23 protein-coding genes and 1 pseudogene are annotated in these 24,020 nt (G+C 41.5%); 18 read left to right on the top strand and 6 right to left on the bottom strand.

What is annotated here, in order from left to right:
* Nucleotides 1-102: 102 nt before the first annotated feature.
* The 15 genes and pseudogenes from WJR50_RS32580 to WJR50_RS32510 form a co-directional block, all read left to right on the top strand.
* A pseudogene (locus WJR50_RS32580) lies at nt 103-264 on the top strand (JAB domain-containing protein); the annotation flags it as partial.
* A gap of 289 nt (nt 265-553) precedes the next feature.
* Entirely contained in the window at nt 554-730 is a 177-nt protein-coding gene (locus WJR50_RS32575) for a hypothetical protein (protein ID WP_277483052.1), read from the top strand.
* 541 nt (nt 731-1,271) lie between these two features.
* Nucleotides 1,272-1,637, top strand: a complete 366-nt coding sequence (locus WJR50_RS32570; RefSeq protein WP_277483049.1) for a helix-turn-helix domain-containing protein — start codon at nt 1,272-1,274, stop codon at nt 1,635-1,637.
* A 524-nt stretch (nt 1,638-2,161) separates the two neighbouring features.
* Nucleotides 2,162-2,779, top strand: coding sequence for a hypothetical protein (locus WJR50_RS32565; RefSeq protein WP_341297510.1), 618 nt, complete (start codon nt 2,162-2,164; stop codon nt 2,777-2,779).
* An 84-nt stretch (nt 2,780-2,863) separates the two neighbouring features.
* A complete protein-coding gene (locus WJR50_RS32560; RefSeq protein ID WP_341297509.1) occupies nt 2,864-3,487 on the top strand; it encodes a hypothetical protein in 624 nt (207 codons plus the stop codon).
* A 115-nt stretch (nt 3,488-3,602) separates the two neighbouring features.
* Nucleotides 3,603-4,268, top strand: a complete 666-nt coding sequence (locus WJR50_RS32555; RefSeq protein ID WP_341297508.1) for a PD-(D/E)XK nuclease-like domain-containing protein — start codon at nt 3,603-3,605, stop codon at nt 4,266-4,268.
* A 57-nt stretch (nt 4,269-4,325) separates the two neighbouring features.
* Entirely contained in the window at nt 4,326-5,111 is a 786-nt protein-coding gene (locus WJR50_RS32550) for a hypothetical protein (protein WP_277483038.1), read from the top strand.
* A gap of 114 nt (nt 5,112-5,225) precedes the next feature.
* Nucleotides 5,226-6,734, top strand: coding sequence for a hypothetical protein (locus tag WJR50_RS32545; RefSeq protein ID WP_277483036.1), 1,509 nt, complete (start codon nt 5,226-5,228; stop codon nt 6,732-6,734).
* 218 nt (nt 6,735-6,952) lie between these two features.
* Nucleotides 6,953-7,231 carry a helix-turn-helix domain-containing protein gene (locus tag WJR50_RS32540; RefSeq protein ID WP_277483033.1) on the top strand — a complete coding sequence of 93 codons (279 nt, stop codon included), beginning with the start codon at nt 6,953-6,955 and terminating at the stop codon, nt 7,229-7,231.
* Complete coding sequence (locus WJR50_RS32535) at nt 7,228-8,115, top strand: helix-turn-helix domain-containing protein (protein WP_277483031.1); 888 nt, start codon at nt 7,228-7,230, stop codon at nt 8,113-8,115. The genes WJR50_RS32540 and WJR50_RS32535 overlap by 4 nt, the downstream gene beginning before the upstream one ends.
* A complete protein-coding gene (locus WJR50_RS32530; protein WP_277483029.1) occupies nt 8,063-8,746 on the top strand; it encodes a P-loop NTPase family protein in 684 nt (227 codons plus the stop codon). The genes WJR50_RS32535 and WJR50_RS32530 overlap by 53 nt, the downstream gene beginning before the upstream one ends.
* A gap of 157 nt (nt 8,747-8,903) precedes the next feature.
* Nucleotides 8,904-9,335, top strand: coding sequence for a BfmA/BtgA family mobilization protein (locus WJR50_RS32525; protein ID WP_277483027.1), 432 nt, complete (start codon nt 8,904-8,906; stop codon nt 9,333-9,335).
* A 79-nt stretch (nt 9,336-9,414) separates the two neighbouring features.
* The gene (locus WJR50_RS32520) at nt 9,415-10,410 is read left to right on the top strand and encodes a DUF5712 family protein (protein WP_277483025.1); all 996 of its coding nucleotides are present in this window, start codon (nt 9,415-9,417) and stop codon (nt 10,408-10,410) included.
* On the top strand, nt 10,407-12,275 hold the full coding sequence (locus tag WJR50_RS32515; RefSeq protein ID WP_277483023.1) for a type IV secretory system conjugative DNA transfer family protein: 1,869 nt from the start codon (nt 10,407-10,409) through the stop codon (nt 12,273-12,275). The genes WJR50_RS32520 and WJR50_RS32515 overlap by 4 nt, the downstream gene beginning before the upstream one ends.
* A 26-nt stretch (nt 12,276-12,301) precedes the next feature.
* Nucleotides 12,302-12,889 (top strand): hypothetical protein, encoded by a 588-nt coding sequence (locus WJR50_RS32510; RefSeq protein ID WP_277483022.1) that lies wholly within the window; start codon nt 12,302-12,304, stop codon nt 12,887-12,889.
* Nucleotides 12,890-12,996: 107 nt separating this feature from the next.
* Here the strand turns inward: WJR50_RS32510 and WJR50_RS32505 are convergent, their stop codons facing one another.
* The 5 genes from WJR50_RS32505 to WJR50_RS32485 form a co-directional block, all read right to left on the bottom strand.
* Nucleotides 12,997-13,218 carry a hypothetical protein gene (locus WJR50_RS32505; protein ID WP_277483017.1) on the bottom strand — a complete coding sequence of 74 codons (222 nt, stop codon included), beginning with the start codon at nt 13,216-13,218 and terminating at the stop codon, nt 12,997-12,999.
* 156 nt (nt 13,219-13,374) lie between these two features.
* Nucleotides 13,375-14,127: a LytR/AlgR family response regulator transcription factor gene (locus WJR50_RS32500; protein WP_277483014.1), complete on the bottom strand. Its 753-nt coding sequence runs from the start codon at nt 14,125-14,127 to the stop codon at nt 13,375-13,377.
* A 46-nt stretch (nt 14,128-14,173) separates the two neighbouring features.
* Nucleotides 14,174-14,947, bottom strand: coding sequence for a LytR/AlgR family response regulator transcription factor (locus WJR50_RS32495; RefSeq protein ID WP_277483011.1), 774 nt, complete (start codon nt 14,945-14,947; stop codon nt 14,174-14,176).
* Between the two features lie 60 nt (nt 14,948-15,007).
* A complete protein-coding gene (locus WJR50_RS32490; protein ID WP_277483009.1) occupies nt 15,008-17,164 on the bottom strand; it encodes a prolyl oligopeptidase family serine peptidase in 2,157 nt (718 codons plus the stop codon).
* 14 nt (nt 17,165-17,178) lie between these two features.
* Nucleotides 17,179-18,315: a sensor histidine kinase gene (locus WJR50_RS32485; protein WP_277483007.1), complete on the bottom strand. Its 1,137-nt coding sequence runs from the start codon at nt 18,313-18,315 to the stop codon at nt 17,179-17,181.
* 236 nt (nt 18,316-18,551) lie between these two features.
* Between WJR50_RS32485 and WJR50_RS32480 the strand changes: the two genes are divergently transcribed.
* From WJR50_RS32480 to WJR50_RS32470, 3 genes are all read left to right on the top strand, one after another.
* Entirely contained in the window at nt 18,552-18,686 is a 135-nt protein-coding gene (locus tag WJR50_RS32480) for a hypothetical protein (RefSeq protein ID WP_277483005.1), read from the top strand.
* 187 nt (nt 18,687-18,873) lie between these two features.
* Nucleotides 18,874-21,063 (top strand): peptidase domain-containing ABC transporter, encoded by a 2,190-nt coding sequence (locus tag WJR50_RS32475; protein WP_277483001.1) that lies wholly within the window; start codon nt 18,874-18,876, stop codon nt 21,061-21,063.
* Complete coding sequence (locus WJR50_RS32470) at nt 21,060-22,373, top strand: HlyD family secretion protein (protein WP_277482997.1); 1,314 nt, start codon at nt 21,060-21,062, stop codon at nt 22,371-22,373. Before WJR50_RS32475 ends, WJR50_RS32470 begins: the two co-directional genes overlap by 4 nt.
* Before the next feature lie 35 nt (nt 22,374-22,408).
* Here the strand turns inward: WJR50_RS32470 and WJR50_RS32465 are convergent, their stop codons facing one another.
* Nucleotides 22,409-23,659, bottom strand: coding sequence for a site-specific integrase (locus tag WJR50_RS32465; protein ID WP_277482992.1), 1,251 nt, complete (start codon nt 23,657-23,659; stop codon nt 22,409-22,411).
* Between the last annotated feature and the right edge of the window lie 361 nt (nt 23,660-24,020).

Here is a 24,020-nt window from a genome sequence, read left to right as displayed (position 1 = left end):
ACAAAGGTGGCTAGTAGGCAACCAATCCACTATTGTTTGGTATCACTTTACATAAGCGACTACTCTACATAATGAGCCTTATGTAAAGCTTTACATAATGCTCATAATCATCCGAGCGGGAATCTGACGCCCAGCCAGGCGGATTTGCAGCTTACACGCAAACTCAAAGAAGCAGGAAGCTTTCTGGATTTACCAGTACTGGATCATATTATTATTACACCTGACCCAAGTTATTATTCATTTGCTGATGAAGGGGTGCTTTAGAGCATTCCTTTTATTTGATAACCCACCCACCGTGGAGACCAATCTTTTAATGAAGACGTAAAAAAAATTGAAAGGTGAAAACGCTTTAAAACTCACTTGCCAAACACACTCCAAACGCACAAGCTCAAAATGAATGGTAACAAAGTTAGGGTTGGTTGGAGCCAATAGTGCAAATCCAGGCACCGTAAACCGCTTTGCTATTTAGCTTCTCCTCATACCCATATTTGCACTAATGTCCCAAAACCCTGGTTGCGGTCATCATTAATTTTTCACTTAAAACTTTTACGCTATGAACTGCACACAATGCCAACGAAACACGCAAGCTGACTGGAATTACTGCCCGGATTGCGGCCAAGCTATCACAGAAGTGTCTGAGAATGATGCAAGCCAACATGAAACTATCCAGAGGCTCGCAGACCCCGATGACTTTCCAATGGGTTTTCATCCTCAATTGTATGACTTGTGAAAACCAGAGTTTGCAGGTACCTAAGTTTTTTAAGAGGTACCTGCTCACTATAAAAACGATCTCTTCAAAATTGAAACAAACTTAACTACTAATCCCACCCACCCTTTTAGCGGAGGAGCTGTATGGGTTAGAATGTGTTAATTAGCCCCTCGCCCAAGAGAAATCATGCCTGCACATTTATCGCTGCAGTGACCTCTCTTGGTCGCCCACCACAACCCAAACCAGGCTAGCCCTTTGCCACTCATTCCGCTTCTTTAAAACGCAGTACAAAGCTAACCCACCAGCCTCCGCAGTCCTGCCATTCCAAGAAGCTCCATGGCCAGCGCAATGCTCTACTGTTTGCATTGTGTTTTGCCTGCCACTTTGAAAGCTGTGTCTATCCCACACAACTCGGGAAAACTGATCCCAATAAAGAAGGGGAAGGATATTCAGTTTTTCTTTTTTATTTCGTATACCGTGTTATATCTTCCAACAATTAAAAACAAATAGTATGAAAGCTTACTGTAAAGTTCGTAATTAGCGGAAAACAATACGTAATACTATGTCGGAAGATCAAAAAAGTGTTCATGAGAAGTTTAATGCGGTGTTCAAAGCCCTAGGCACCAATGCCTATCAGGTAAGCAAACGCTTAGGTTTAAGCCGTCCTGATAAATACTACAAGATAGAAAAAGGCCAGGCCAAACCCAGCTTTGAAACGCTCTCAGAAATCATTCAACTCTATCCCCAGGTCAACGTCAACTACTACTTCAAAGATGACGTGCCCATGTTTGAAGAAGAAATGAACTTATTTTCCCAAGCTTCTGATGTCCAAAACCTCCGTATCAAACACCTGGAGCAAAAAATAGCCATGCTGGAAGCCCAGAACCAGGAACTCATCCAACGACTGGAAAACACTCAAAACAAATGATCAAGAGCGTTTTGTAATAATCGATTTTTTAGGTAGCAAAACGCCCTTCGCGCCATCTTACGCCCCGGACCGTCCACCTTCCATCCTTTGTAAGTTAAGCAGCCTCTAATTTTCTCTGTCAAGGCAAAATGAATCAGCCTCGTTCCTCGCCTGTCCTTGACAGAGAAACCCGGCTGCTTATCTGTCCCATGTGGGGGAAGGCTGGCAGCGGTGTCCGGTCCTCTTGCCAATTCCTGATTTTTTGTGGGGGAGAGGTTAACTACGGTGCATTTTCCATACCAACTTGTCATAAAATACGTATTTATTTCATGCTTTTTGATAATTACTCCGAAATTATCTACATATAATACCATAAAATCAGCTTGTAGAGGCTAATTTACTTGATTTATTCATATTGTATTTGCTATTGAATATTGGTTTTATACGCATAATAGTTGTATATTGAAGTATAATCAATCAGCAAGGTGCACCCCGGGTTGAGGTATGAATTAACCTTATTTTCTAACACAAAATTTTAAAAGATCATGGCAAAAGTAAAAGACATTTCAGAGGTTAGCAACGAAGCAGGTAACGACAATGCTGCTGTATTAGCAACGCCCAACTTTTTTGACAGAGGGCATGAGATACCCGAAAAACGTAACCAGTTTATGAAGATGGAATACGGGAAGAACCGTTTCCGCTTTGTAGGAGGCCCGGTATCAGGTTTTATCTTTTACGGCACGATGGAACGGGAGGACGGTACAGAAACTACCAAGCCCTACCGCAGACGGGAAGTAGACGGTGAATTCTCCGTAGAGGAAATGATCAACCGTAATGCTAAGTTGAAGAAAGACGGTGAGATGGAACGCCAAAAATATTTCATTGCCAGTCTGGTGTACAACTACCAGAAAGAAAAGCTACAGGTCCTAGAGATCACACAAAAGTCTGTCTTGAAAGCTTTGAAAAGCTATGTGGAAAGCGAGGAATACGGCCATCCTTCCGGTTATGACCTGACCGTAGAAAAGAAAGGGGAAGGCTTGAATACTGAATATACCGTAGTGGTCAGTCCTCCCAAACCTTTGTCCGCAGAGATTGAGGAAGCTTTAGGAGAAGTCTCCTGTGAACTGGACAAAATCTTTGAAGGCGAATATCCTTTAGGATAATTCATCATCTCAATTTAAAAGGGAGGGAAAGACAAATCCCTTCCTACCATTCATTTTCATTTCACGATCAAACCAAACCACATCATGTTAGCCAAGCATACCCAAATCAAATCCTCTGCGATTATCAAATTTCAGACTGAAACCAATAAGAAAATCAATAACCTTGTCCGGGTGATGAAGATGGTAGAAGTCGTTAATGACGAAGGTGACAAGGCCATAGTCGCCGCTGCCATTAAAGAAGGTAAGCAGTTGATCAAACAGGTAGGTGCAGCACGTAATGCCATTACCACTCCCATGCAGGATGAAATCAAAAACTGGATCGCCAGGGAAAAAGAATTGATTACTCCTATTGAAGAAGCCATCCAGAAAGCCGATAATCTGATTCAACAGTTCAACGCCCGGATCGCAGCTGAGCAACAAGCGATGCTGGACAAAATTGCCCGGGAAGAACAGCAACGTTCGAAAGAAGAAGGCGGTAACGCTGAACAGGTACGCCAGGAAAGCCAGTTCAAGCGACAGATTGCAGTAGCCCAGCATAGTATCGATGGAGTGAGAAAAGTCTGGACGTTTGAGGTCAAAGACCTTTCCCAAGTGCCCCGCCACTACCTTATGCTTGACGAGCAGAAAGTCAGACAGGCTATCCGCGAGGGAAAACGTGATATTGCCGGACTGTCCATCTTCCAGAAGCAACAAACGGTTTATCGGTAGCAGTAAGGATGGAAAAGGGAGACAGAAGAGCGGAGACAGTTTTCCGTTTCCGGCTTCCTCTTTCATCATAGCTCATTGTTCCGCTCCACGGCGGCATTCTACATTGTTCATTGTCATGTCTTACTACCAACTACAGCGGATCAGCAACAGCGATTTAAGTATTGCTGAGCATATCCTAAGCAATACACCTTACCAGAAGCCGGAAGCAGCTTTTCGTTTGGGAGGGGCTTTTCACGAACTGCTTTTAGAGCCGGAGAAATTCCGAACTGAAAGCTGCATTGATTTAGACATCAAAATGCTTTATCGCATGTACCGCACTGTCATCAGTAACCAATTCTGCAAAGGATTGCTTCAAGATTCAGAGAAGGAAAAAGTCATTCTCTGGCAGGAGCCAACCAGCGGTATTTTGTGTAAGTGTAAACTTGATTTGATTGTTAACACTGAGACAGATAACCCATCAGTGATAGATTTTAAGACGACTTCTACTACCAGCCTTGCCGCATTTATTCAAAGTTGTCAGGAGTATCATTACGACCGGCAGATGGCTTTTTATGCTGATAGTATTGATGCCAAGCAGGTATGCCTGATTGGGGTAAGCAAAAAAGCCAAACGGCTATTCTTTGTCCAAAAGTTTAGCAACAGCCAGTTTATCGCCGAAGGAAGAAGGAAATACCAACACCTGCTACAAAGAGTCAAAGAGCTAGACCTGTTTGAAACGATTTACTACGAACGCAAAAACGGTAGTTTTCACCTGCATGAACCTACTACAGCTTATCTCTGATTTTTTATTCTAAACCCTAAGACCCCGGATCAAGTCCGAGGTAAACTCCCAAACCCAATGGAAAGAAGAATACATCAGTTTTTTGAAAAGATTGCCGAGAGTCTGTTTACCCTGCCTCCCATCATGATTGGCATGTTTGCCATGTATGCTTATCTGGTGTATGAAAGCCAGGCACTGTTAATTAACCAATTACCGGATACGATCATCGGCTGGCAAAGAAAAGGGGCAGCATGGTTTCTCTCCGTAGCTATTCACTTGACAATTCTTACCACTGCAGCCAACAGTAAACTTGTCCATCAGGCATTTCCGGTACTCTTTGCTTTTGCCGGTTACTTCATTACTACTCTTTTTTTTGATGCCTGGGACTTTAGTAAATCTACTCAGGATATTTTCATAAGCCAACTTTTTAGCCTGTTGATCGCAGTGATCAACTACCTGTTTGTATACCTCTTCGTAGGCAAGTGGAAAGAGTTGAAAGGCCAACAAGCTGATCAGCAGGCTTTACAACAGGCTCAGCAAGCAGCTACCAGACTCAAGGAAGAAGTTACCACTGCTCACCAATCCCTAACCAATTTGCAAGCACAACTCACCAAACGTAACGAAGAGCTTTCCGAAGGCAAGCAGGCTTTAACGAAATTACAACAAACCTTAACTAAGCAACAACGAGAGCACCAGGAGGAACTACAAATGGTGGCTGAGAACCGGATGTGTGTTAGCTGTGGTTTTCAAGCCGATACCTATCAACAACTCTCCCGCTACAAAAGAGACTGTGAGCAGTGTCAGCTAAAAAGAAAAGCACAGAAGCAGACGAGTAGTAATGGAAAAGTAGTCGCTGAAAAGTAGATGTTGTAAGGGTAATATTACCAGAAGACGATGGGGATATAATTTAAAGTATATAAAATATAAATAATTATATATAAATTTGGTTTTTACTGCGATATGGTATCCTAAAAACCAATGATTGTGTCCTACGAACTCAACATCATTCACCAAGTAGTACAGGGAAGCCTGTCACCTTTGTATTTTCCTACTGAACCTTCAGAGCAAGCCCGGTTTTATAAGCACCTTTCAGAAGTGCCAAAGACTTGCGCCAGACAAATTCATGCTCGGTTTGGGCAATCTGAAGATCAGTCACTTTCAGTTGAATCCCTTGACATAAAACTTTTAGACCGCTATCGCCCTCCAGTATTTGTAGCTTTAAACCATAAAGTACAAGTCTACGAACAGCAAGCAGGTGAAGTACTTTTAGACATGGTACTACAACGGCTTTCCCTTGCCTCTGAATCAATCATTGAATGGTACCACTGGCAAGATGAAAGCGGTAGCGTTCACTTGGAACTGTATGCTTATTATCCATTGGATTCCTTAAGCTTTGAGGAAAGACGTTACCACTTTTACCAAAAGCTTTTGATTGAGCAGGTAGCATTGGTACAGCAGAAAATGCTTAACTACACCTTTCAGGCTGCTTCAAAGGATGTAGCCCAAAAGTATGTGCAGGACCATCAGCAAACATTAATCACTTATGCCAGACACCTCATGGAACAATTGGGGGACACAGATTTGCTGATGTATACTTTCTCAGGTGAATATAGCCTCCCGGACATTTCTAAGCACATTTTCCTGGGGTTACAAGAACTCATTGGCTTTATTGAAAAGCAATTTGCCCAGTATATAGACATCCATGCAGCAGTTCCTTATCACGATCATATACAGATCCTTAACCACTTGTCGGGGCAGCTTAACACAGTTCAAAATGCTTTAGCACAGTCTGAGGTAGATCCATCCCTACACGGCATTCTATCAGGCTTTTTTGTCAAAATCAAGGGGCTTGCCCATCAGAAAGCCAGTTATCTTCAATTAAGAAAGTACCAACAGCTTTTGCAGGGACTTGAAAAAATAGTAAATGAAAGACATTTCAATGAAGAAGAACTGACTACGGTATTGATTTCCCACAATTTTGACGACGAATCATTTGTAGGGTGGTTTATTGACCGATTGAAAGTAAAATTAGACATACAGCAAACAAAAAGTGAAAAGCTAGGAATTTTGTACTACTACCAAAAATTCTGCAAGCAGTTGCCTGTTCAGTACAGCTTACAAACAGAAAACATATCAGCAAATGAACGAATTTTAGGCTGGCTCAGGGAAGAGATTGCTTACCTGGAAAAGTATCCTTCACTAGTGTCTGAACCCTTGCTTACTATCAATGATGAAAAGGTCAAGACCAACCTTTCAGTGGCACAAGTCTCACTTTTGATAAAATTATTTTTGGAGGTAGATCTTTTTCCAGAGCAGAATCAAAATAATATCTACCGGCGCTTTAGTGAGATCTTAAGCTCTACTCAACAAGAGGAAGTGTCGGCCAAAAGCCTGAAAGCTAAATTCTATCAGCATGACCAGCATACCATATCCATATTGAAGGACAAAGTCATTGCCATGCTGAATTACTTAAACAAAATATCGTAGCAGGTAAACATAGGCCAAAACAGTCTTCATTCTGGAGTAAAGCAGTTAAAATCTTGCTACTTTTCACTATACAAAAGTAAGGGGAATCAAAAAAAATAAATTTATAATCTTCTGATTGTCAAGGGGTTTACAGGGGGTTGATTAACCCCGTTAACTGTTTTGGTATTCCTCTTTTTTTCTACTTGCAGACATATTATTCATCAACAAAAATTGAAATTATGTCTGCACAAATTATCACCACCGATGACCTGTTTCTTTTCAAGCAGGAGCTGGTAGAAGAACTTAAAGTGGTTCTTTCTAAGTCCCATCATGAACCAAAGCGATGGCTGCGCTCCCCGGAAGTCAGGAAGATGCTGGCCATCTCAGCGGGAACACTACAAAACCTTCGCATCAACGGCACCTTACCCTACAGCAAAGTAGGTGGAGTGATTTACTACCCTTACGACGGCATTATGAAAGTCATAGAGGAGAACCTGGTAAACGCCCATCAGCTATGAGAAAGGAGCACTCATTACCCACTTACCAGATCAATCTGCCAGCGCAGGTACGTTTTGATCCTAATCTGTCCGCCCACGCCAAGCTCTTGTACGGTGAAATCAAAGCCCTCTGTGATCAGCAAGGCTACTGCTGGGCGGGTAACAACCACCTGGCATTTCTCTACAATGTGCAAGCTAAAGTGGCCTCTCGTTGGATCAACCAGCTTGCTGAACAAGGGTATATAAAGGTTGAAGTTTGTCACGGAAATCAACGTAAAATTTTTATCAACAGCGATCTACCGGAAAAGGGTGCCCCACCCCCTTCTTCAGTAGATGGGGGCAACTCAAAAGTAGAGGCCGGTCTACTGAATAATAGATCGGATGGGCAGTTACACCTTATTAATAATTTTATCGATTATAATGATCGAATACATAGTGTATCTACCCTTGATTCATCTACTTTAAAGTGGAGGGAGCAAGGAGAAAAAAAACCAGAAGAAAGGAGATCTATTACTGGCGAGGTAAAGCGCCAAACTTCAACCTCCCCCCCGGTTGCGGCGTCCCCCCCTCCAAGAAAAAAAGAACCAACCCAGAAGTTTGTCAAGCCTTCGGTGAGTGAGGTGGAGGAGTACATGAAAAGCCAGTCAGAACTCTGCCCGGATAGCCTCACTGCCCGAGGACAGGCCCTTCGCTTTGTCAACTACTACGAAGCCAATGGCTGGAAAGTAGGCCGTAACGATATGCAGGACTGGCAGGCAGCGGCCAACAACTGGCTACTCAATGCCAAAGACTATGCTAATCAAGCAAGTAAACTTTCAAGAAACGATATCTCATCTCCAAACTTTGACCCCTATGCAAGCAGATTACACACCGGTGGAAGGCAAGACTACAGCATTCCGCTCTAACGAACCTAATCCTATGAAATTTGAAAGCCTGTGGGAGTGTTTTGTAGAGCACGCGCAAAGCACGATACCCAACTTCACTGTGGACGCCACAAATCGCCCGGTTTTAGAGGCTGTACTGGCTTATTTTACTAGTAATGAGACTTGGCATCAGAAACTGGGCATCAATCCGGAAAAGGGCTTATTTTTGCTCGGTCCGGTAGGCTGTGGTAAAACAACCATCATGCAGTTGTTTGCCCATCAACGTTTCCATCTGGTAGCTACCCGGGATATCGCCAAAAATTTTATCAAGGATGGTCATTCAGTCTTGGAACGCTACGGAACACAGTCCTTCCGAAAGAAGCATTTAGGGCATGGTCCGATATTGCAGTACGACCAGCCGATTACCTACTGCTTTGATGACCTGGGGGTGGAACCCAACACGAAAGTCTATGGAAACGGCTGCAATGTCATGGCTGAGATTTTACTGGACCGTTACGATCAGTTCGTCCGTTACGGCATGCTTACCCATATGACCACCAATCTGAGCGCCGACACACTGGAACGATTGTACGGCGACCGGGTACGCTCCCGGCTGAGGGAAATGTTCAATTTGATCAGCTTTCCAGTGGAAGCACCGGACAGAAGGAAGTAGTGCTAATGAATAAATCCAGAGTTTTTCACAGCAAGATGGGTAAGTGCAAGTTCTTTGTAAATACTTGTATTTCAAATAGTTGTAAAAACATGGTTTTTATGGAAAGTACTTTTGCCCTTTAACCCTCTCATTATCAACATCAAACAAGTACCTATACATGAGTACCTCTAAAAAAGTAAACGTATCCAGCGCTTTTCACAAGCGGTTGGAAGCGGAGTCTCAGCGGCTCAAACTCTCTTACAAAGAGTACCTGGAAGCAGCAGGAGAGTTCTTCCTTTCCCGCAAGATTGACCCACGAAGTTATCAGGCAGGACAGAGTGATGAGTTTGCCCAGTTGTTGCGCCATGCTGTGGACCGTATTTTCTCTTACCTGGTTTTTCAGGAACAGCATATCTTGAGGGCCATGCATACCGAAGCCAGTAAGGCACGAATCATGGGTGAATTGGCAGTCAACCATTTGCTTACTCTCATTACAGAAGATCAGGCTACTTACAAGCAATTACAGCAACAGGATCAGCAATACTTGTCAGAACGCTTACGCCAGGTGGCTGATCAGTTGGATGCTAGTAATCAATCTTCAAAACCATAAGCACTTAAACTCCGGATCAGGTCCTGAATATATTTCAGGATCAAATCCGAGGTAAACCCTAAACTCCAAACTTTAGCCAATGCACAGTAAAATCATTAACCCCAGAAGGGATGGACGATTTGTGTTTGCCAATCGCACTTCCAGTAGTAAGACCGTTAGCTATTTGGGACACGAAGCAAGAGAACAGGATAAGGAGGCCAGCTTCTTCAACGATGAAAAATCAGATATCAGGGCAGGGCAGGTGAAAGAGGTCATTGATGGTAATACCAAAGGCTTGAGAAAACATCAGGAAAAGTTCTATTCCCTGGTGCTTTCTCCCTCTCCTTCAGAATTGGAACATATTGGAAATGATCCACAAAAGCTAAAAAGTTATACTCAGCAAGTGATGGAGAACTATGCCGGGAATTTTAACTTACCCAATAAGAAGAGATTAAGATCTTCTGACATCATCTGGTTTGCTACCTTTCATGAGGAGCGGAAGGAAAAAGAAGGTGAGCAAAAAGGACAAACCAAAAACGGTAACCATACCCACATTCATATTCTGGTGAGTGCAAAGGACAAATCTGGAGAGCACAGACTCAATCCCAGAGGAAGAAAAAGCCACTTCACTTTCAAAGACTGGCAGGTGCAGAATGGAAAGACCTTTCAGCAAATGTTTGGCTATGAGAAAGCGACAATCTCAGAAAAGCTTACACAAGGCATGCCTCAGGAGCAGGTAGAGAGGCATCGGGAACGTATCCGGTATAGGGTGGAATACCTGAACCAGTACTTTGTGGGAAACCAGAAGGTAGAGGTAGACAAAGCTTTGTCCATTGCTGAAGAGAAGCAATACGGAAAAGGATTCTTCTTTAACCTGTACCGATTAACCCAGCATTACCAGCAGGGAAAGCTTGTCCATGATCCATACCAGGTGCTTGAAAAAGGAAAAGAGGATAAGATCACATATCCGGAAAGGTCAATAAGCAGCTTTGCCAAAGGTATCCAGAAGCTAGGCCAGGAAACAGGAGAGGATGAGGAACTCTTTGCTGAGCGAAAGAAAAAGAGAAGACATATTGACATAGAGCAAGAAAGATGATGAGCCAGCATACCACAACTTTAGAATTGCTCCTGCTGTGCTTTCTTTTTCTACTTGCCCTGATGGGAGCCGAGTACTATCTGCTGATTCATGCTAATAGCTTAGCAACAGAAGAGCTGCATCCACTGCTGCAAAGAGTGGTTCAGCTACTTCTGTTTTTTGGGAAAGGGATCAGGTTTATTTCTCTGCTGAACTACCTGAGCGTAGTAGTACTTTTTCTAAGCCCTGATCCAGCCCAACAGAAAAGAAAACCATTGCCTTTCTGGATAACTGTGGCAGGAAGCTTAGTAGCGGTATTATCTTTTGTGCTGCTCTTCAAAGCAGATAATTATCCATCATTTACCATTTACTGGCTCTATCCTTCTTCTTTAGCAGGAATGCTGATCAGTGTACCGGTGGTATTGCAAAGTGTCTATTCTAGGAATAGCAGAAGAAAAGAACAGTATGAGCATCGCAAACTAGAAAGTGAAGATAGCATCCACCTCCAAACCCAAAGAGGATGGATCAATGTTACTAATCCTTTTAGGGGAACCCTGGTGATAGGCTCCTCTGGATCTGGCAAGTCAGAGAGCATTGGTAATGCCTTCATTCATCAGTTCATACAAAAAGGATATTGCGGCGTTCTTTATGACTTCAAGTTTCCTACCCTGGCCACTGAAGTCAATACAGCCCTGTACCTGTATGGGAAAAACACTGACTTAAAGTACTACATCATCAACTTTCAAGATCCTAAGCTATCTCATCGCTGTAATCCTCTTTCACCTGAAAATATACCCACTGTGGCACATGCTGAAGAATATGCCCGGGCAATTGTCAACAACCTGGATACCAGCACCATCAAACAGAGAGACTTCTTTTCTAACTCTGCCATAGCCTGGCTTTCTTCTCTCATTTGGTTCTTTCGCTGTGAACATCCTCAACATTGTACCCTGCCTCATGTGATCAATACCGCACTTTATAAAGACTATACCCATGTCATTAGCATGTTGCAAACCAATACTCAAAGTGCAGATATGAGCCGCAGTATTGCCACTGCCATTGAAAACAAAGCGGAGAAACAGATAGCAGGCGTGATTGCATCATTACAAATCATGGTCAGCAAGATCAACAGTCCTGAAATGGTCTGGACCTTGACCGGTGATGATCTGAACATGAATATCAATGATCCTGCTCATCCCAAGCTCTTATGCTTGGGCTCTGATCCGAGTCTAGTGGATACCTTCAGTCCGGTAATATCTTTGATCATTACAGTAGCTCTAAAGCAGATGAACCTGCATGGAAAACACAAGAGCTTTGTTCTGTTGGACGAAGCACCCACACTCTACATCCCCAAATTTGAGATGATTCCGGCCACTGCCAGGAGTAATAAAATTGCCAGTGTCTACATGGCCCAGGACTACGCCCAGATGATTGATATGTATGGAAAAGAAAAAGCGGAAGTTATCATTGCCAACTTATCTAACCAGTTCTATGGAAAAATAAGCTCAGTACAAACGGCCAAAGCAGTTTCTGAGATGATAGGAAAGGAAGAAAGGCTCATCACCAACCATTCCAGGGGAAGCAGTAGAGGAAGTAAAGGTGGGCGAAATCTCTCTTACAACACTAGCATTTCTCAGCAGGAAAGGTATATCATCAAATCCCAGGAGATCATGCAATTCCAGCCAGGAGAGTTTGTGGGGCAGACTGTAGAATCTACCATGCCTTACTTCTGGACCAGGGTCAAGAAAAGCCAGGTAAGTAATCAACATCCAATCGCACCCTTTGCAAGCATTGAAGAGAAGGAAAAAATCTTGCTGCTCAATTTCCGACAGATCAGAAAGGAAGCTGAGCAGATCATTGAGCAATACCCAAATCTCTATCACTAATTATTCACCATAAACCACTTATCGTTATGCAGTTGTCTCAAAAATTCAGGCTGGTCTTAGCCATGATGCTCTTTACCTTTTTCTCCTCTTGTGAGAAGAATGAAGTGCTTCCTGATAATCATTATCATAATCCAATAGAAACCATTGATTTGACCGATGAAGTAGTGATACTTACCGACAAGGATAAGGAGGAGTTTGAACAGTATCTCATGGAAGAATTAGGGATAGCTGAAAATGCCCGCTATCTTTTTCCAACAATCCCTAAGGTTCGGACTGTTTTTCGTCTCTACTCAGGAGGCAGGATTTATGTCGTAGGCAATGAAGCTTTCAAGTATGAGTATGCAGGCAAGACCTACCTGTGGAACCAGAACTATAATGTAAGCTTTAGAAATACAACTCGTCTATTGACCATCAGCTCAAGATGGTATCAGGGCACGGAAAGGATATACGATGCACAAGGTTTTGTCATTGATTCTCAAGGGAAGTTTCTCTTGCTTTCACGTGCCAATGCAGCTGATTTTGACTTTTACTATGATCGTAGAAAAGTCTCAGCAGCGGCTTCAGTAGTTGATGAGGATGGAAAGAGAGGAAATTTTCAGCTGTTCTATTTTTGAGAGTAGCTTCATCTATTCACCATCAGGATCATTTGTATGTGCTTGAGGGGGAATATTTTACCTCTTAAAAAATGTTAGAAAGAATAAGAAAATAAGATGGTGACGATTTAGAGAGTTTTAGGCAAAGTCAGTCCTGCAAAGTAAGCATGGAGCGCTTTATTGAGCATATCACGTTCTTGCTTTACACTTTGATAAGCTTTCCAGAGCTGTTGATCTTCTGCTAGAAATTGACTTGAGGATAAATGATGGAGATGATCCCCAGAACTACCGGTAGCAAAGAAGGAATGCTGATGGTTCGTATCTTCTGCTTGGCTCATTTGATCTCCCATGAGGAAAGGTATGTTATCTTTTAGCTGCTTATTTGACTTATGATTTAAGCTAAAAGTAGGGACGATGATCAGGTGAGCCAAGCGATTGATTCACTTCCTTCCCAGGCACCATCTGAAGGGGATGAACAGGGGTTAGAGAGGGACAAAAGGATTTGTTTACTTGTCCTCAATAGATAATTCGCTGAGTCTACCGATTAAATTTGACCGATAGGTCTCGCTGATAGGTACTGTCTTTCCATCATCCATGATAAGTTGTTTCACCTCAACTCGCCGGATACGGGCAAGATTAACAAGGTATGACTTATGAACCCGGATAAAGCTTTTTCTAAAAAGTTGCTTTTCAATATCAGTGAGTGAGTTCTTCACTAGATATTCATTTTTGTCAGTTACCAGGTGAATATAATTGCGGTCACTTTTGATGAATAGGAGTTCATTCAGATCAATTCGCTCATATCGTTCCTTACGGTTAAAGCTGGTTTTGATAAAAACTGTGGTACTGTTTTCCAATAGCTTATTATGGAGGGTATTATTAACATTTTTTTTCGGTAGTAGGCGACGTGCCTTCTGAATAACTTGAAAGAACTCTTGATACGAATAGATTTTTTTTAAAAAGCCTATGACTTGATCATGTAGGTTGATGCCCAAAATGGCAGAACTTGTATGCCCCGAAGTAAAAACAATAAGGTGAGAATGCACTGGGGGTAACAATTCCAAAAAATATAAGCCAGAAATGTCTGGCATCTCAATGTCCAGAAAAATGAGGTAAACTTGTTTATTATGCTGTATAAATTCCAGGGCAGGAAGTCCAAGGTCAAACGAGGCTATCAATGATAAACCTGCTGTTTGATCAATACGAGCGCATAGTAATTCCCGGTCAGAGGGATTATCATCAATGACCAAACAAATCATGTATACAGTATTTGAAAAAGAAGTAGTTGTTTGTTATGCTAAGAAATCAAAAGCCTGAAAGATTACGACAAAGCTGTTGTACCAGGGGACGGTAGGTAATACCAATAGGTATTTCCTCTCCATCGTCTAAGAGTAAATTGCTTGCTTCAGATCGGGAGTCTATTTCGTGAATATGCCTCACGTTGACAAGAAAGCTTTTGTGAACCCTCAAGAAACTACTTTCTAACAATAATTTTTCCATATCAGCTAAGCTATAGGAAATATGCTTGCGTGATTGATCTGTCAGGTACAGATAACAATAGTGTCCATCGGATTGAATGTAAGTGATATTGTCTTTAAGTATTTTGATCAGCTTTTTGTGATGATGAATAAAGAGATAATCCGAAAAGGGATGTCCGTGGTTATTTGATGTTGGAATATTATCCTCCTTTTGATTGCGGGTAAGGGATAAGCGGTCATTGACCCGCTCCAAAGCATGCACAAAGCGATTATAGGAAATTGGTTTATGAAGATAATCGACCACATTGAGTTCAAATCCTTTTAAGGCATACTGCTCATGGGCTGAGATGATGACAAATTGCGGATGACTGATACCCTTATCCTTGACAATATTAATAAAGTCTAAGCCGGAAATATCGTCCATTTCTATATCCAGTAAAACCACATCCACCGGATGGTTTTTCAGGTAACTAACCCCCGGTAAAGCCTCAGTAAAGCACTGATCCAGGTAAAGCCAATCTATCTTTTTAGCGTAGCTTTGAATCGTTATGAGTGCAGCAGGATTATCGTCAACTGCAATAGCACGTAATATTCTTTCCATATCGTTTAAGAAGGATCACCAAAGTTAAATCAATGCCATTAAAGTTATTAAGTATTAAGCTTATTCCTGTCCTGAGGCACTGGATGATTTGTTGGTATCATGATTATCTAACTGCCAGCTAAAGAAAGAAAACTTATCAGTGAGCATTTCTACACTTTCTTCGGTGCTACTGCTTCCATGGCCACCTTCGTATAACCTGAATAAGGTAGGGTGATTATTTCCCCGTCGGGTCTCAAATTTTGCGGCTACCTTAGCTGGTTCCCAGGCTAAAGTACGCTGATCGTTCTTGCCCGCAGTAAACAAAAGCGCCGGATAATCTGCTCCTTCTTGAATATGATGGTACACATCCATCTCATAAAGATAACCAAACTCAATAGAGTCCTCTGGTGAACCAAATTCTTCGCTTTGCACATATCCTCCCGCCTGTTGGTCAATCCGGATAGTATTCAGCAATGGAAACTCCAAGACTGCTGCGGCAAAAAGCCCGGGTTGTTCAGTGATGGCACGGCCAACGGTAATGCCCCCGGCACTTCCTCCCATCACCCCTAATTTTTCAGGACCGGTAAACCGCTGATCAATCAGGTACTGAGCAGAAGAAATTAAATCATTCCAGGAGTTTGGTTTTTTTCCCTTCATCCCAGCTTTGTGCCAGTCTGGGCCTTTTTCCCCACCACCTCTCACATGGGCGACTGCCAGAATGCCACCCCTTTCGTACCAGGAGAGCATTTCTACTGAAAAATAGGGTTCTAATGAAGTGCCATAAGCGCCATACACTTCTATGATTGTGGGATTATTTCCGTCTTTGACAATAGACTTATCATAAATAATAGATAAAGGTACTTTATCATCATCTTTGGCAATAACTTCAACTTCTTCCACCATGAGGTTTTCAGGAATGTCATAGGGTCCGGCAGGACGCATATTGGTCCTTACCACTTTGTTTTTTTGAGGGTCATAATAATAAATACCGTAGCCATGTGACCAATTTGTAAGACTAAAAAGAAGATGTTCTCCATCGCTGATAGCACTTGAGCCGGATTCGTGTAGGTCTATATTTCCCTTGAACGGTGTGGGTATCAGTTGATCATTATTGACATCCCATAAAGAAGAAATACCATTCTGGACAATTTCGGCATAAACTGTTTTGCTGGTCACTTTCATATCCTGTAGATAGCCTTCACTTTGGGAAGAAAGTACAACACTTCTTTTTGTTGGCCCTGCCAAGGGAGCTTTCAGGATTTCACCTACCTTATCATTCAACATATAGAAATACTCGTTGTCAGCTGCATCCTGGGCAATATGGTCATCAAAATCATACACTAATTGCCAGCCAGGTGACTCACTATCCTTCAGTACTTGTTTCAAGGGGGCAAGATATGATTTCGGGTAAGGAGAAACGCCTCGGGCAATGGCACACTGTACATATTCTCTACCGGGTAATACGGTAAAGGAAGGAAAATCGCCCGCCTGATAATCAATTTTAGAGTTGGTCTCCTGGGATAGCATAATCTTATCTTCAGACTGATCGGTGCCAAGTAGGTGATACTTTACTTTAATATTGCTGAAAAACTCATTGGGGTCATCAGTGATATTGATTTGGGTATAAAACAGGCTGTTGTTATCAATCCAGCTTGGAAAAAAAGACATGGTAGCATCAATCCGGTCAGTAATGCGCTGTTCCTTCATGTCAAACAAATAAATTTCCATCCAGTCGTTTCCATCTTTATCCATCTGAAGGGCCAGGTAACGATTATCCGGTGAAGGATAGAAAGAATAAATTCCATAAGTTGCGCTGTCCCGACGGTTGATTTCCTGGGTAGAAAAAACGACCTCTCCTTCCTTTAAAGGATTTTGATAGCGGACAATCTGATTACTGTTACTTGAGGATACGAACTGCAGTATATAAATATAATCCTGGTTTACTTTGGGCACCTGGGCACGCACATCCGAGGAGGTCATTAATTTCTCAATCTCGCTATGTAGCTCTTTGTACCCAGTGATATTAGAAAGTGTTTGCTTGGATTGATTGTTTTTCCAGTTCATCCATTGCTTTACCAATGGATCTTCCATTTCCTCCATCCCCCGGTAAGGATCATGCAATTGAATACCAAACTTAACTTCAGTAACAGCGCCTAATGAATCCGGTGTTGGTTGCGCTTTGGCATGCAAAAGCAACAGGCATAGTGAAAAAGTGTGTAGCGTAATTAAAAACCTCATGGTAGTACTTATTATTAAATGGATGATGCTTTATTGATACTTAAAGGACTATAGTATTGTAAATCACCGTGGTAGGCGACTTTGGGCAAACTTAGCTTTACTTCAAAGGATGAATCTTGATCTTGTATATCCAAAGTGAATTCTTCTCCATAGTAAGCTTTCAGTATCTGATACGTATTTTCTAAGCCTACTCCGGTACTCACACCAGTATAGTTCAGTTTCTTGGCGTTGCTTACACTAAACCGTACTTTATCATCCACCCAGAATCTCACTTTGATAGGATGGTTTTGGTCATTACGTTTTCCGTGTTTCAAGGCATTCTCCACGTAATTCAAAAATACCCTGGGAAGTACCGCAATAGACTGTGTATCCCCTTCAACAGTGAAGCTCACTTGTAAGCCCGGGAAAATATGGTGATACAATTCAAAATAGTCCTGGATATAGTGGATCTCTTCTGAGAGGCTGACCAACTGGTGGCCTTTGGTCTTTAGGTTATAGCGTAGGTTTTCCGATAGCAATAAAAGCGGTATGGCCACTGATTGGTCTTCTGCTACTTTGGCATGGATATGTGAAAGCGTATTAAAGGTAAGGTGTGTATTGAAGATGTTGCGGTAGGAATGTAGTTCCAGTTTGGTGAGTTCCAACTCCCTTTGTGTAAGCTGTTGTCTGCTACAGGCCAGTTGAACTTCTTTTTGGCTCAGGTAACGTATCTTTGCTATACTATATTTATACGCAAAAACGGCTATTGATACAACGATGAAGATAAAAGCACTGAGCACAGCGCCTACGAGGCTATCCGAAAAGGAATACGTCGTATCAAATCCCGACCATGGCTCAAGCCAGTAATCATAACTAAAGAATAAAAAAGTAAAAAAAGCAGTGGTAACAAATGCCCGGAAGTAAAACCCCAATTTGTTAGTATACCACAGGGAATAGATATGAAATATAAGTAGATAGAAAAAGAGAGCGTAGAGTAATTCCAAAAATAGATTTACAGGGAGCACCAGCCAGATAGGTTTATCTTCAATAATCATTGAAGAGATAAGCATCACAATCAAAAAACCTATCCAACTGACCAAATGGGTAATTTTTTCAGTTTTACTTAACGATAGTAAAATGCCTGACTTATCGTTCTGAATATTTAGCTTCAATTATGTATAATTTAAAGTGGCGATTGTTCATCCAAGCTCAATAGTATAAAATATTTTGCAATTCATTTTTTGGTTGAGAACAGTTCATGTATGCTAAAGTCTTACTGGTGTTCTTTTCTGCCTAGTTCATGTCCTTTTTGGTGAAGTTCATGAAATTTAGTGGATTTTGGTTTGGTACATTTCCTGTGAGACATAAATTGCAAATGTAAATAATTATACAAATTAACCATTTCACTATGTCAAATTTAACAAAAACTGGTAAGAAACAGGTAAAAATGAAAGTTTTGAGTACTGAAGCCCAAGCTAAAATCAGAGGAGGTAAGGAGTTTCCCAAGTGGTTGGAAAAATTGGTAAACCGAAGCGAACATTAACTTTTAACTACATTAAATTGAAAGAAAGCCAATCATGGCTTTCTTTTTTTATATCTCCTCCATATCCATTGATCGCTTTCCCTCAATAAGACGAGTTGGAAAATCTTGTATACAGTCAAATAAATTTAAACTATTTAATTTTTACTATAACTTTTTTAATAGTAATTTTCCAAGTTGATAATAAGTTATGATAGATCGTTTTACAGCTTACCGTCAGCTTGATTTTATGGACTGTGGCCCGACTTGTCTGCGCATGGTCGCCCGACATTATGGGAAGCATTATTCATTGGAAGAATTACGGGAGAAAACATTTACTTCTAATCAGGGAACCTCTCTACTAAACCTTTCACAAGCAGCTGAGCAGCTTGGTTTTCGTACCGAAGCGGTAGTGACCGACATGGAAACCCTGAGTAAAGATGTAGTATTTCCCTGCATTGCGCATTGGAAAGATCAGCACTACATCGTGATTTACCGGATTACCTCCAAACATGTTTATGTCGCTGATCCGGCAGCCGGTAAACTGCGTTATCGCAAGAAAGAATTCCTGCAAGGTTGGCAATCAGTAGAGGAAAAGTCCGGAATCTTATTGCTACTGGAACCTACCCCTAACTTTCAACAACAACTGACACACGGGGTAAACACTCGTACAGGTTGGCATTTCTTAGCACCTTTCTTTCGCCCATACAAGCGTTATTTATACCAATTACTTCTGAGTGTGCTGGTGATCAGTATCCTTCAGTTTATTTTTCCTTTCCTTGCCCAATCATTGGTAGACGAGGGGATTCGTCATCAAAATTTACAATTTGTTTATATCATCCTGATTGCTCAATTGGTTTTGTTTGTATCACAAACTGTAGGGGAGGTTGTCCGTAGTTATCTGCTACTATATGTGGGCAACCGGGTGAGTATATCGCTGCTTTCCAGCTTCTTGCAAAAGTTGATGCAGTTACCGCATCCTTTTTTTGAGAAAAAGAATTTGGGTGATTTGTTTCAACGCATTATAGATAATGAACGCATTGAAAACTTTCTTACAGCACAGTCCCTCACGGTGCTGTTCTCCCTACTTACGGTTGGCATTTTTAGTATTATCCTAGCTTTCTACAGTATTTTCATTTTTTTGGTGTTTTTGTTTGGGGCATCGCTCTACATAGGCTGGATTCTGCTACTATCCAAACGGCGGGCTATGCTCGAGTACCAGCGTTTTGATGTATCAGCAGAACACCAAAGCCAGCTACAGGATTTACTATATGGTATGCCGGAAATCAGGCTTAATGGCTCCCAGCAAAGGCGGCGCTGGCGTTGGGAAGCGGTGCGTATCAAACAGCATCAGGTTACTGTCCAAACCCTTTCGGTAGACCAACTTCAAACCCGTGGCGGGGCCTTCATCCACGAACTCAAAAACATTGGCATTTCTTTCCTTTCGGCTTTTCTTGTAATTAAAGGAGAGATGACTTTAGGGATGTTAATAGCAGTACAATACATACTGGGACAGCTCAATGCCCCTTTGTTGGGATTGATTGGATTTATGCAGTCTGCGCAAGATGCCAAACTTAGTCTGGCCAGGTTGAACGAAGTATTTCAAAAACCCAGTGAGCATACAGGACCTGATATCTTGCTGAATACTGAAGACAATCATACAATTCACCTGGATAAAGTCACTTTCCGCTATGAAGGCCCTGACTCAGCTGCCGTGCTACAAAATATAAGCTGTTCTATTCCTCAAGGGCAAGTGACGGCTATAGTAGGCACAAGTGGCAGCGGAAAAACTACCTTATTGAAGCTGTTGCTCAAATTCTATGAGCCAACGGAAGGTAACATTTATGCAGGCAATAACTCATTGGATAAACTGCCTGCAACTACTTGGCTCTCCCAGTGCGGGGTGGTTATGCAGGATGGATATATCTTTGACGATACGATTCTTGCTAACATCACGGAATCGGACAGTAGAAATCCTTTGGATAAGTCTAGACTAGCCCATGCAGTGCATATTGCCCATCTGGAATCTTTTATCCAATCATTACCCAACGGTTACCATACACATATTGGTCAAAACGGGATGGGGCTTTCAGGTGGACAGCGCCAACGTATACTGATAGCAAGGGCAATCTATAAAGATCCCAAATACTTGTTTTTTGATGAGGCCACCAGTGCCCTGGATGCCGAAACCGAAAGCTTTATTGTCAATAACCTGGAAAACTTCTTCCAGGACAGAACAGTTGTTATTGTAGCCCATCGCCTCAGCACAGTCAAACATGCTGACAAGATTTTGGTACTGGAAGAGGGAAGAGTCGTAGAACAAGGCACTCATTCAGAACTTGCCCGTCTCCAGGGGTACTATTACAACTTAGTCAAAAACCAATTAGAGCTAGGCGCATGACGGTCTTTCCTGAACCTGTTACTGAGCTTAGTGAGCCTTCTGAATATTTGCAAGAAGTGCTTGCCACTCCACCACGCTGGATATTCCGATGGGGGCAGGTAGGTGTATTTGTGCTGGTGATAGTTCTGCTGATATTGGCATGGTTCATTCGTTATCCTGATCGCATTTCCGGGAAACTTGTCATTACCACTGCCAATCCCCCCATCGGGATCATTGCCCAAACAGATGGGTATATTATGGACTTACTCGTGACAGACCATGACACTGTTGAGGCAGGAGAAATTCTGGCTATTATTCAAAACCCGGCCCGTTATGAAGATGTAGTTCGAATAGAGAAGACTTTGCGACAACTCAATCCCCGCAATCTTATTTGGACTTTAGCTGATTCATTGGTATTTCCTACATATCAACTTGGTAATATGCAGCAGTATTACAGCCAATTGCAGTCTGCCTGGTCAGCCTATGAGCAATATCAAAAACTTAACCCTCACTACCAGGAAAGTTTATCTTTGGAACGCCAGTTAGTTCAGTATCAACAACTAATTGTTCAAAAGCAGACGGAACATAAGTTACTCAATCGTAAATCCGATTTGGTTGAGAAGGACTTTCTTCGTAACAAACAGCTTTATGCAACTCAGTCCATTGCCGAAAAAGCTTTAGAGATAAGTGAACGGGAATGGATAGATGCAAAATACGCTGCCCAAGAAATTGCCAGTGAGCTTACTCAAATTCAATTGAATATGAGTCAATTGATACAAAAGCAGCAGCAATTAGCGCTTAAGCAGGATCAGACCCAAGTACAGTTACATAGCACATTACATAGCGCTTTAGACAACCAGATTGCAGCTCTTTCTCAATGGGAAGAACTATATGTATTGAAAGCTCCACTATCGGGTCAGGTGTCACTTTTTGATGTTGAAAACGCAAATCAATATGTGCATATCCAGGATACGGTGATGCGAATAGTGCCTGATAATAATCAGCCAGTGTTGGGTCGTTTGTTGGTTCCTATACAGAATTTTGGTAAGGTAAAGGTCGGGCAAAAAGTACAGGTCTATCTGGACAATTATCCTTTTGAAGAATATGGAACACTCCCTGCTACAGTAGAAGATATTTCTGATTTGCCCCAGCATGGATACTATCGTGTCATTATTAGCTTTCCTGAAGGGCTGAAAACACATTATGGAAATCAGATTCCCGCCCAGCATCATTTACAGGGCAGGGCTGAAATTATTACTGAAGAACGTAGGTTGCTAGAGCGTCTATTTGATATGCTGAAAGCCAAAGCTCTTATTGAAAGTGCGCTCTAATCAGCCTATGATCTTTGGACTGAAGAAAATGACCTTTAACTGGTCATTTTCTTTTCATATGTACTTTCAGTCAGTTTTCCTTTCAACATTTTCATATCCTCACTAAGCTTCTGTTCTACTACTTTGGCATAGAGCTGGGTAGTTCTCAGGTTGGTATGGCCTAGCATTTTACTTACACTTTCTATAGGCACTCCATTGGAAAGGGTAATTGTAGTGGCAAAGGTATGTCGTGCAAGGTGAAATGTGAGATTCTTACTAATTTTACATAATATAGCTATCTCCTTCAGATAAGCATTTGTCTTCTGATTAGTATAAACTGGAAGCACTTTCCCATGGGTCTTGCTAAGTGGATGATCCTGATATTTTTTTATTATAGCTTTTGCTTGCGGTAGTATTGGTACTTTGAACCACTCTTTTGACTTACGGCGTTGTCCTTGAATCCAATGATTACCATCTAAACCTACAACAATATTATTGGATGTTAGATCAAAAACTTCAGCGTAAGATAGCCCTGTATAGCAGCTGAAAATAAAAATATCTCGAGTTTGATCTAACCTATCAATAGGAAAGACTTTTTCTGCAATTCGTTTTAATTCCTCTTTGGTTAAGTAACCTCTGTCTTTCTTCTCTAATTTGAGTTTGAATTTCTGGAAGGGGTCTTTTACTAACCATTCTTCTTTGATAGCAAGGTTAATCATCTTTTTTAGCCTCTGAATATGTTTCATTGCTCCATTTTGACCGCAGGGCTTTTGATGACCATCTGGAGTGCGATGCTTAAGATACTTCTCGAAATCCTTGACAAACTTATAGTTTAATTCTTCTAGGAAAATATTTGAGGTCTTAAGTTTTTTATGTAGAAATTCACATACATATTTCTGTGTTGTGAAATAATTCTTCTGAGTACCCCAGGCTAATTCATCTTTCATTTCTTCATTGTGGTATTCCATAAGCTCACTTAGAGTTTTTCCACGATCATCTTTTCCTAAATAGCGATGCTTAATAGCTTCTGCTGTAACTAACTTTTTCTCTTTTTCTAACTGATGATGACATTCGTAAAGATGATTCTTGACTTGATCGAGATACATATTTAAAGCTTTAATTTCTTGTCTCGATCCCCTTGCAACCCCACGAGCTTCATCCCATTTATCTGCATCAATCCTGCGTTTGACGGATAAATCAAGTCGTTTACCATTTGCGGTAATCCTTAAATAAATAGGAACTTTTCCATTTGAGATACGATGTTTCTTCACAAAGAAGAGAATGCTAAAAGTGTTGGATGCTCTCATGACAGTTTCTTTTAAATGGTTTTACATTGATTTGATGTGTCCATTTAAAATTGGACACAGATAGTAGTTCAAATGAGCACAAATTGAGACAATTTTTATAATCACAGTAAACTGTAAATCAGTTACTTATCTCTATTTCTGTGTCCAAAATGTAGTAATAAAAAATGGACCACGAAATGGACACATTTTTATTGAAACTGTATGTATAAATTGGAGGGTAAAAAAATAAAAAACCCTCCAAATCATACGATTTAAAGGGTTTTAATGAATTATGAACTTTAAAATGTCGGGGCGGCAGCCCTACACCCAAAATTATAAAACCCTTGTTAATCAGTAGCTTACGATTTAAATAAAATCAATG

The organism is Catalinimonas locisalis (assembly GCF_038039535.1).
Classification (GTDB): Bacteria; Bacteroidota; Bacteroidia; order Cytophagales; family Cyclobacteriaceae; genus Catalinimonas.
The sequence above is the reverse complement of the archived record's forward strand: the minus strand, read 5'-3'. Positions and strand labels throughout refer to the sequence as shown.

What these genes read in the sequence shown, in the direction of transcription:
- WJR50_RS32505 (WP_277483017.1), bottom strand. Translation starts at nt 13,218, where the DNA reads ATGGGAGATCAAATGAGCCAAGCAGAAGATACGAACCATCAGCATTCC.
- WJR50_RS32525 (WP_277483027.1), top strand. Translation starts at nt 8,904, where the DNA reads ATGAGTACCTCTAAAAAAGTAAACGTATCCAGCGCTTTTCACAAGCGG.
- WJR50_RS32465 (WP_277482992.1), bottom strand. Translation starts at nt 23,659, where the DNA reads ATGAGAGCATCCAACACTTTTAGCATTCTCTTCTTTGTGAAGAAACAT.
- WJR50_RS32500 (WP_277483014.1), bottom strand. Translation starts at nt 14,127, where the DNA reads ATGATTTGTTTGGTCATTGATGATAATCCCTCTGACCGGGAATTACTA.
- WJR50_RS32540 (WP_277483033.1), top strand. Translation starts at nt 6,953, where the DNA reads ATGTCTGCACAAATTATCACCACCGATGACCTGTTTCTTTTCAAGCAG.
- WJR50_RS32475 (WP_277483001.1), top strand. Translation starts at nt 18,874, where the DNA reads ATGATAGATCGTTTTACAGCTTACCGTCAGCTTGATTTTATGGACTGT.
- WJR50_RS32570 (WP_277483049.1), top strand. Translation starts at nt 1,272, where the DNA reads ATGTCGGAAGATCAAAAAAGTGTTCATGAGAAGTTTAATGCGGTGTTC.
- WJR50_RS32515 (WP_277483023.1), top strand. Translation starts at nt 10,407, where the DNA reads ATGATGAGCCAGCATACCACAACTTTAGAATTGCTCCTGCTGTGCTTT.
- WJR50_RS32490 (WP_277483009.1), bottom strand. Translation starts at nt 17,164, where the DNA reads ATGAGGTTTTTAATTACGCTACACACTTTTTCACTATGCCTGTTGCTT.
- WJR50_RS32530 (WP_277483029.1), top strand. Translation starts at nt 8,063, where the DNA reads ATGCAAGCAGATTACACACCGGTGGAAGGCAAGACTACAGCATTCCGC.
- WJR50_RS32480 (WP_277483005.1), top strand. Translation starts at nt 18,552, where the DNA reads ATGTCAAATTTAACAAAAACTGGTAAGAAACAGGTAAAAATGAAAGTT.
- WJR50_RS32550 (WP_277483038.1), top strand. Translation starts at nt 4,326, where the DNA reads ATGGAAAGAAGAATACATCAGTTTTTTGAAAAGATTGCCGAGAGTCTG.
- WJR50_RS32560 (WP_341297509.1), top strand. Translation starts at nt 2,864, where the DNA reads ATGTTAGCCAAGCATACCCAAATCAAATCCTCTGCGATTATCAAATTT.
- WJR50_RS32535 (WP_277483031.1), top strand. Translation starts at nt 7,228, where the DNA reads ATGAGAAAGGAGCACTCATTACCCACTTACCAGATCAATCTGCCAGCG.
- WJR50_RS32565 (WP_341297510.1), top strand. Translation starts at nt 2,162, where the DNA reads ATGGCAAAAGTAAAAGACATTTCAGAGGTTAGCAACGAAGCAGGTAAC.
- WJR50_RS32470 (WP_277482997.1), top strand. Translation starts at nt 21,060, where the DNA reads ATGACGGTCTTTCCTGAACCTGTTACTGAGCTTAGTGAGCCTTCTGAA.
- WJR50_RS32520 (WP_277483025.1), top strand. Translation starts at nt 9,415, where the DNA reads ATGCACAGTAAAATCATTAACCCCAGAAGGGATGGACGATTTGTGTTT.
- WJR50_RS32510 (WP_277483022.1), top strand. Translation starts at nt 12,302, where the DNA reads ATGCAGTTGTCTCAAAAATTCAGGCTGGTCTTAGCCATGATGCTCTTT.
- WJR50_RS32575 (WP_277483052.1), top strand. Translation starts at nt 554, where the DNA reads ATGAACTGCACACAATGCCAACGAAACACGCAAGCTGACTGGAATTAC.
- WJR50_RS32555 (WP_341297508.1), top strand. Translation starts at nt 3,603, where the DNA reads ATGTCTTACTACCAACTACAGCGGATCAGCAACAGCGATTTAAGTATT.
- WJR50_RS32545 (WP_277483036.1), top strand. Translation starts at nt 5,226, where the DNA reads ATGATTGTGTCCTACGAACTCAACATCATTCACCAAGTAGTACAGGGA.
- WJR50_RS32495 (WP_277483011.1), bottom strand. Translation starts at nt 14,947, where the DNA reads ATGGAAAGAATATTACGTGCTATTGCAGTTGACGATAATCCTGCTGCA.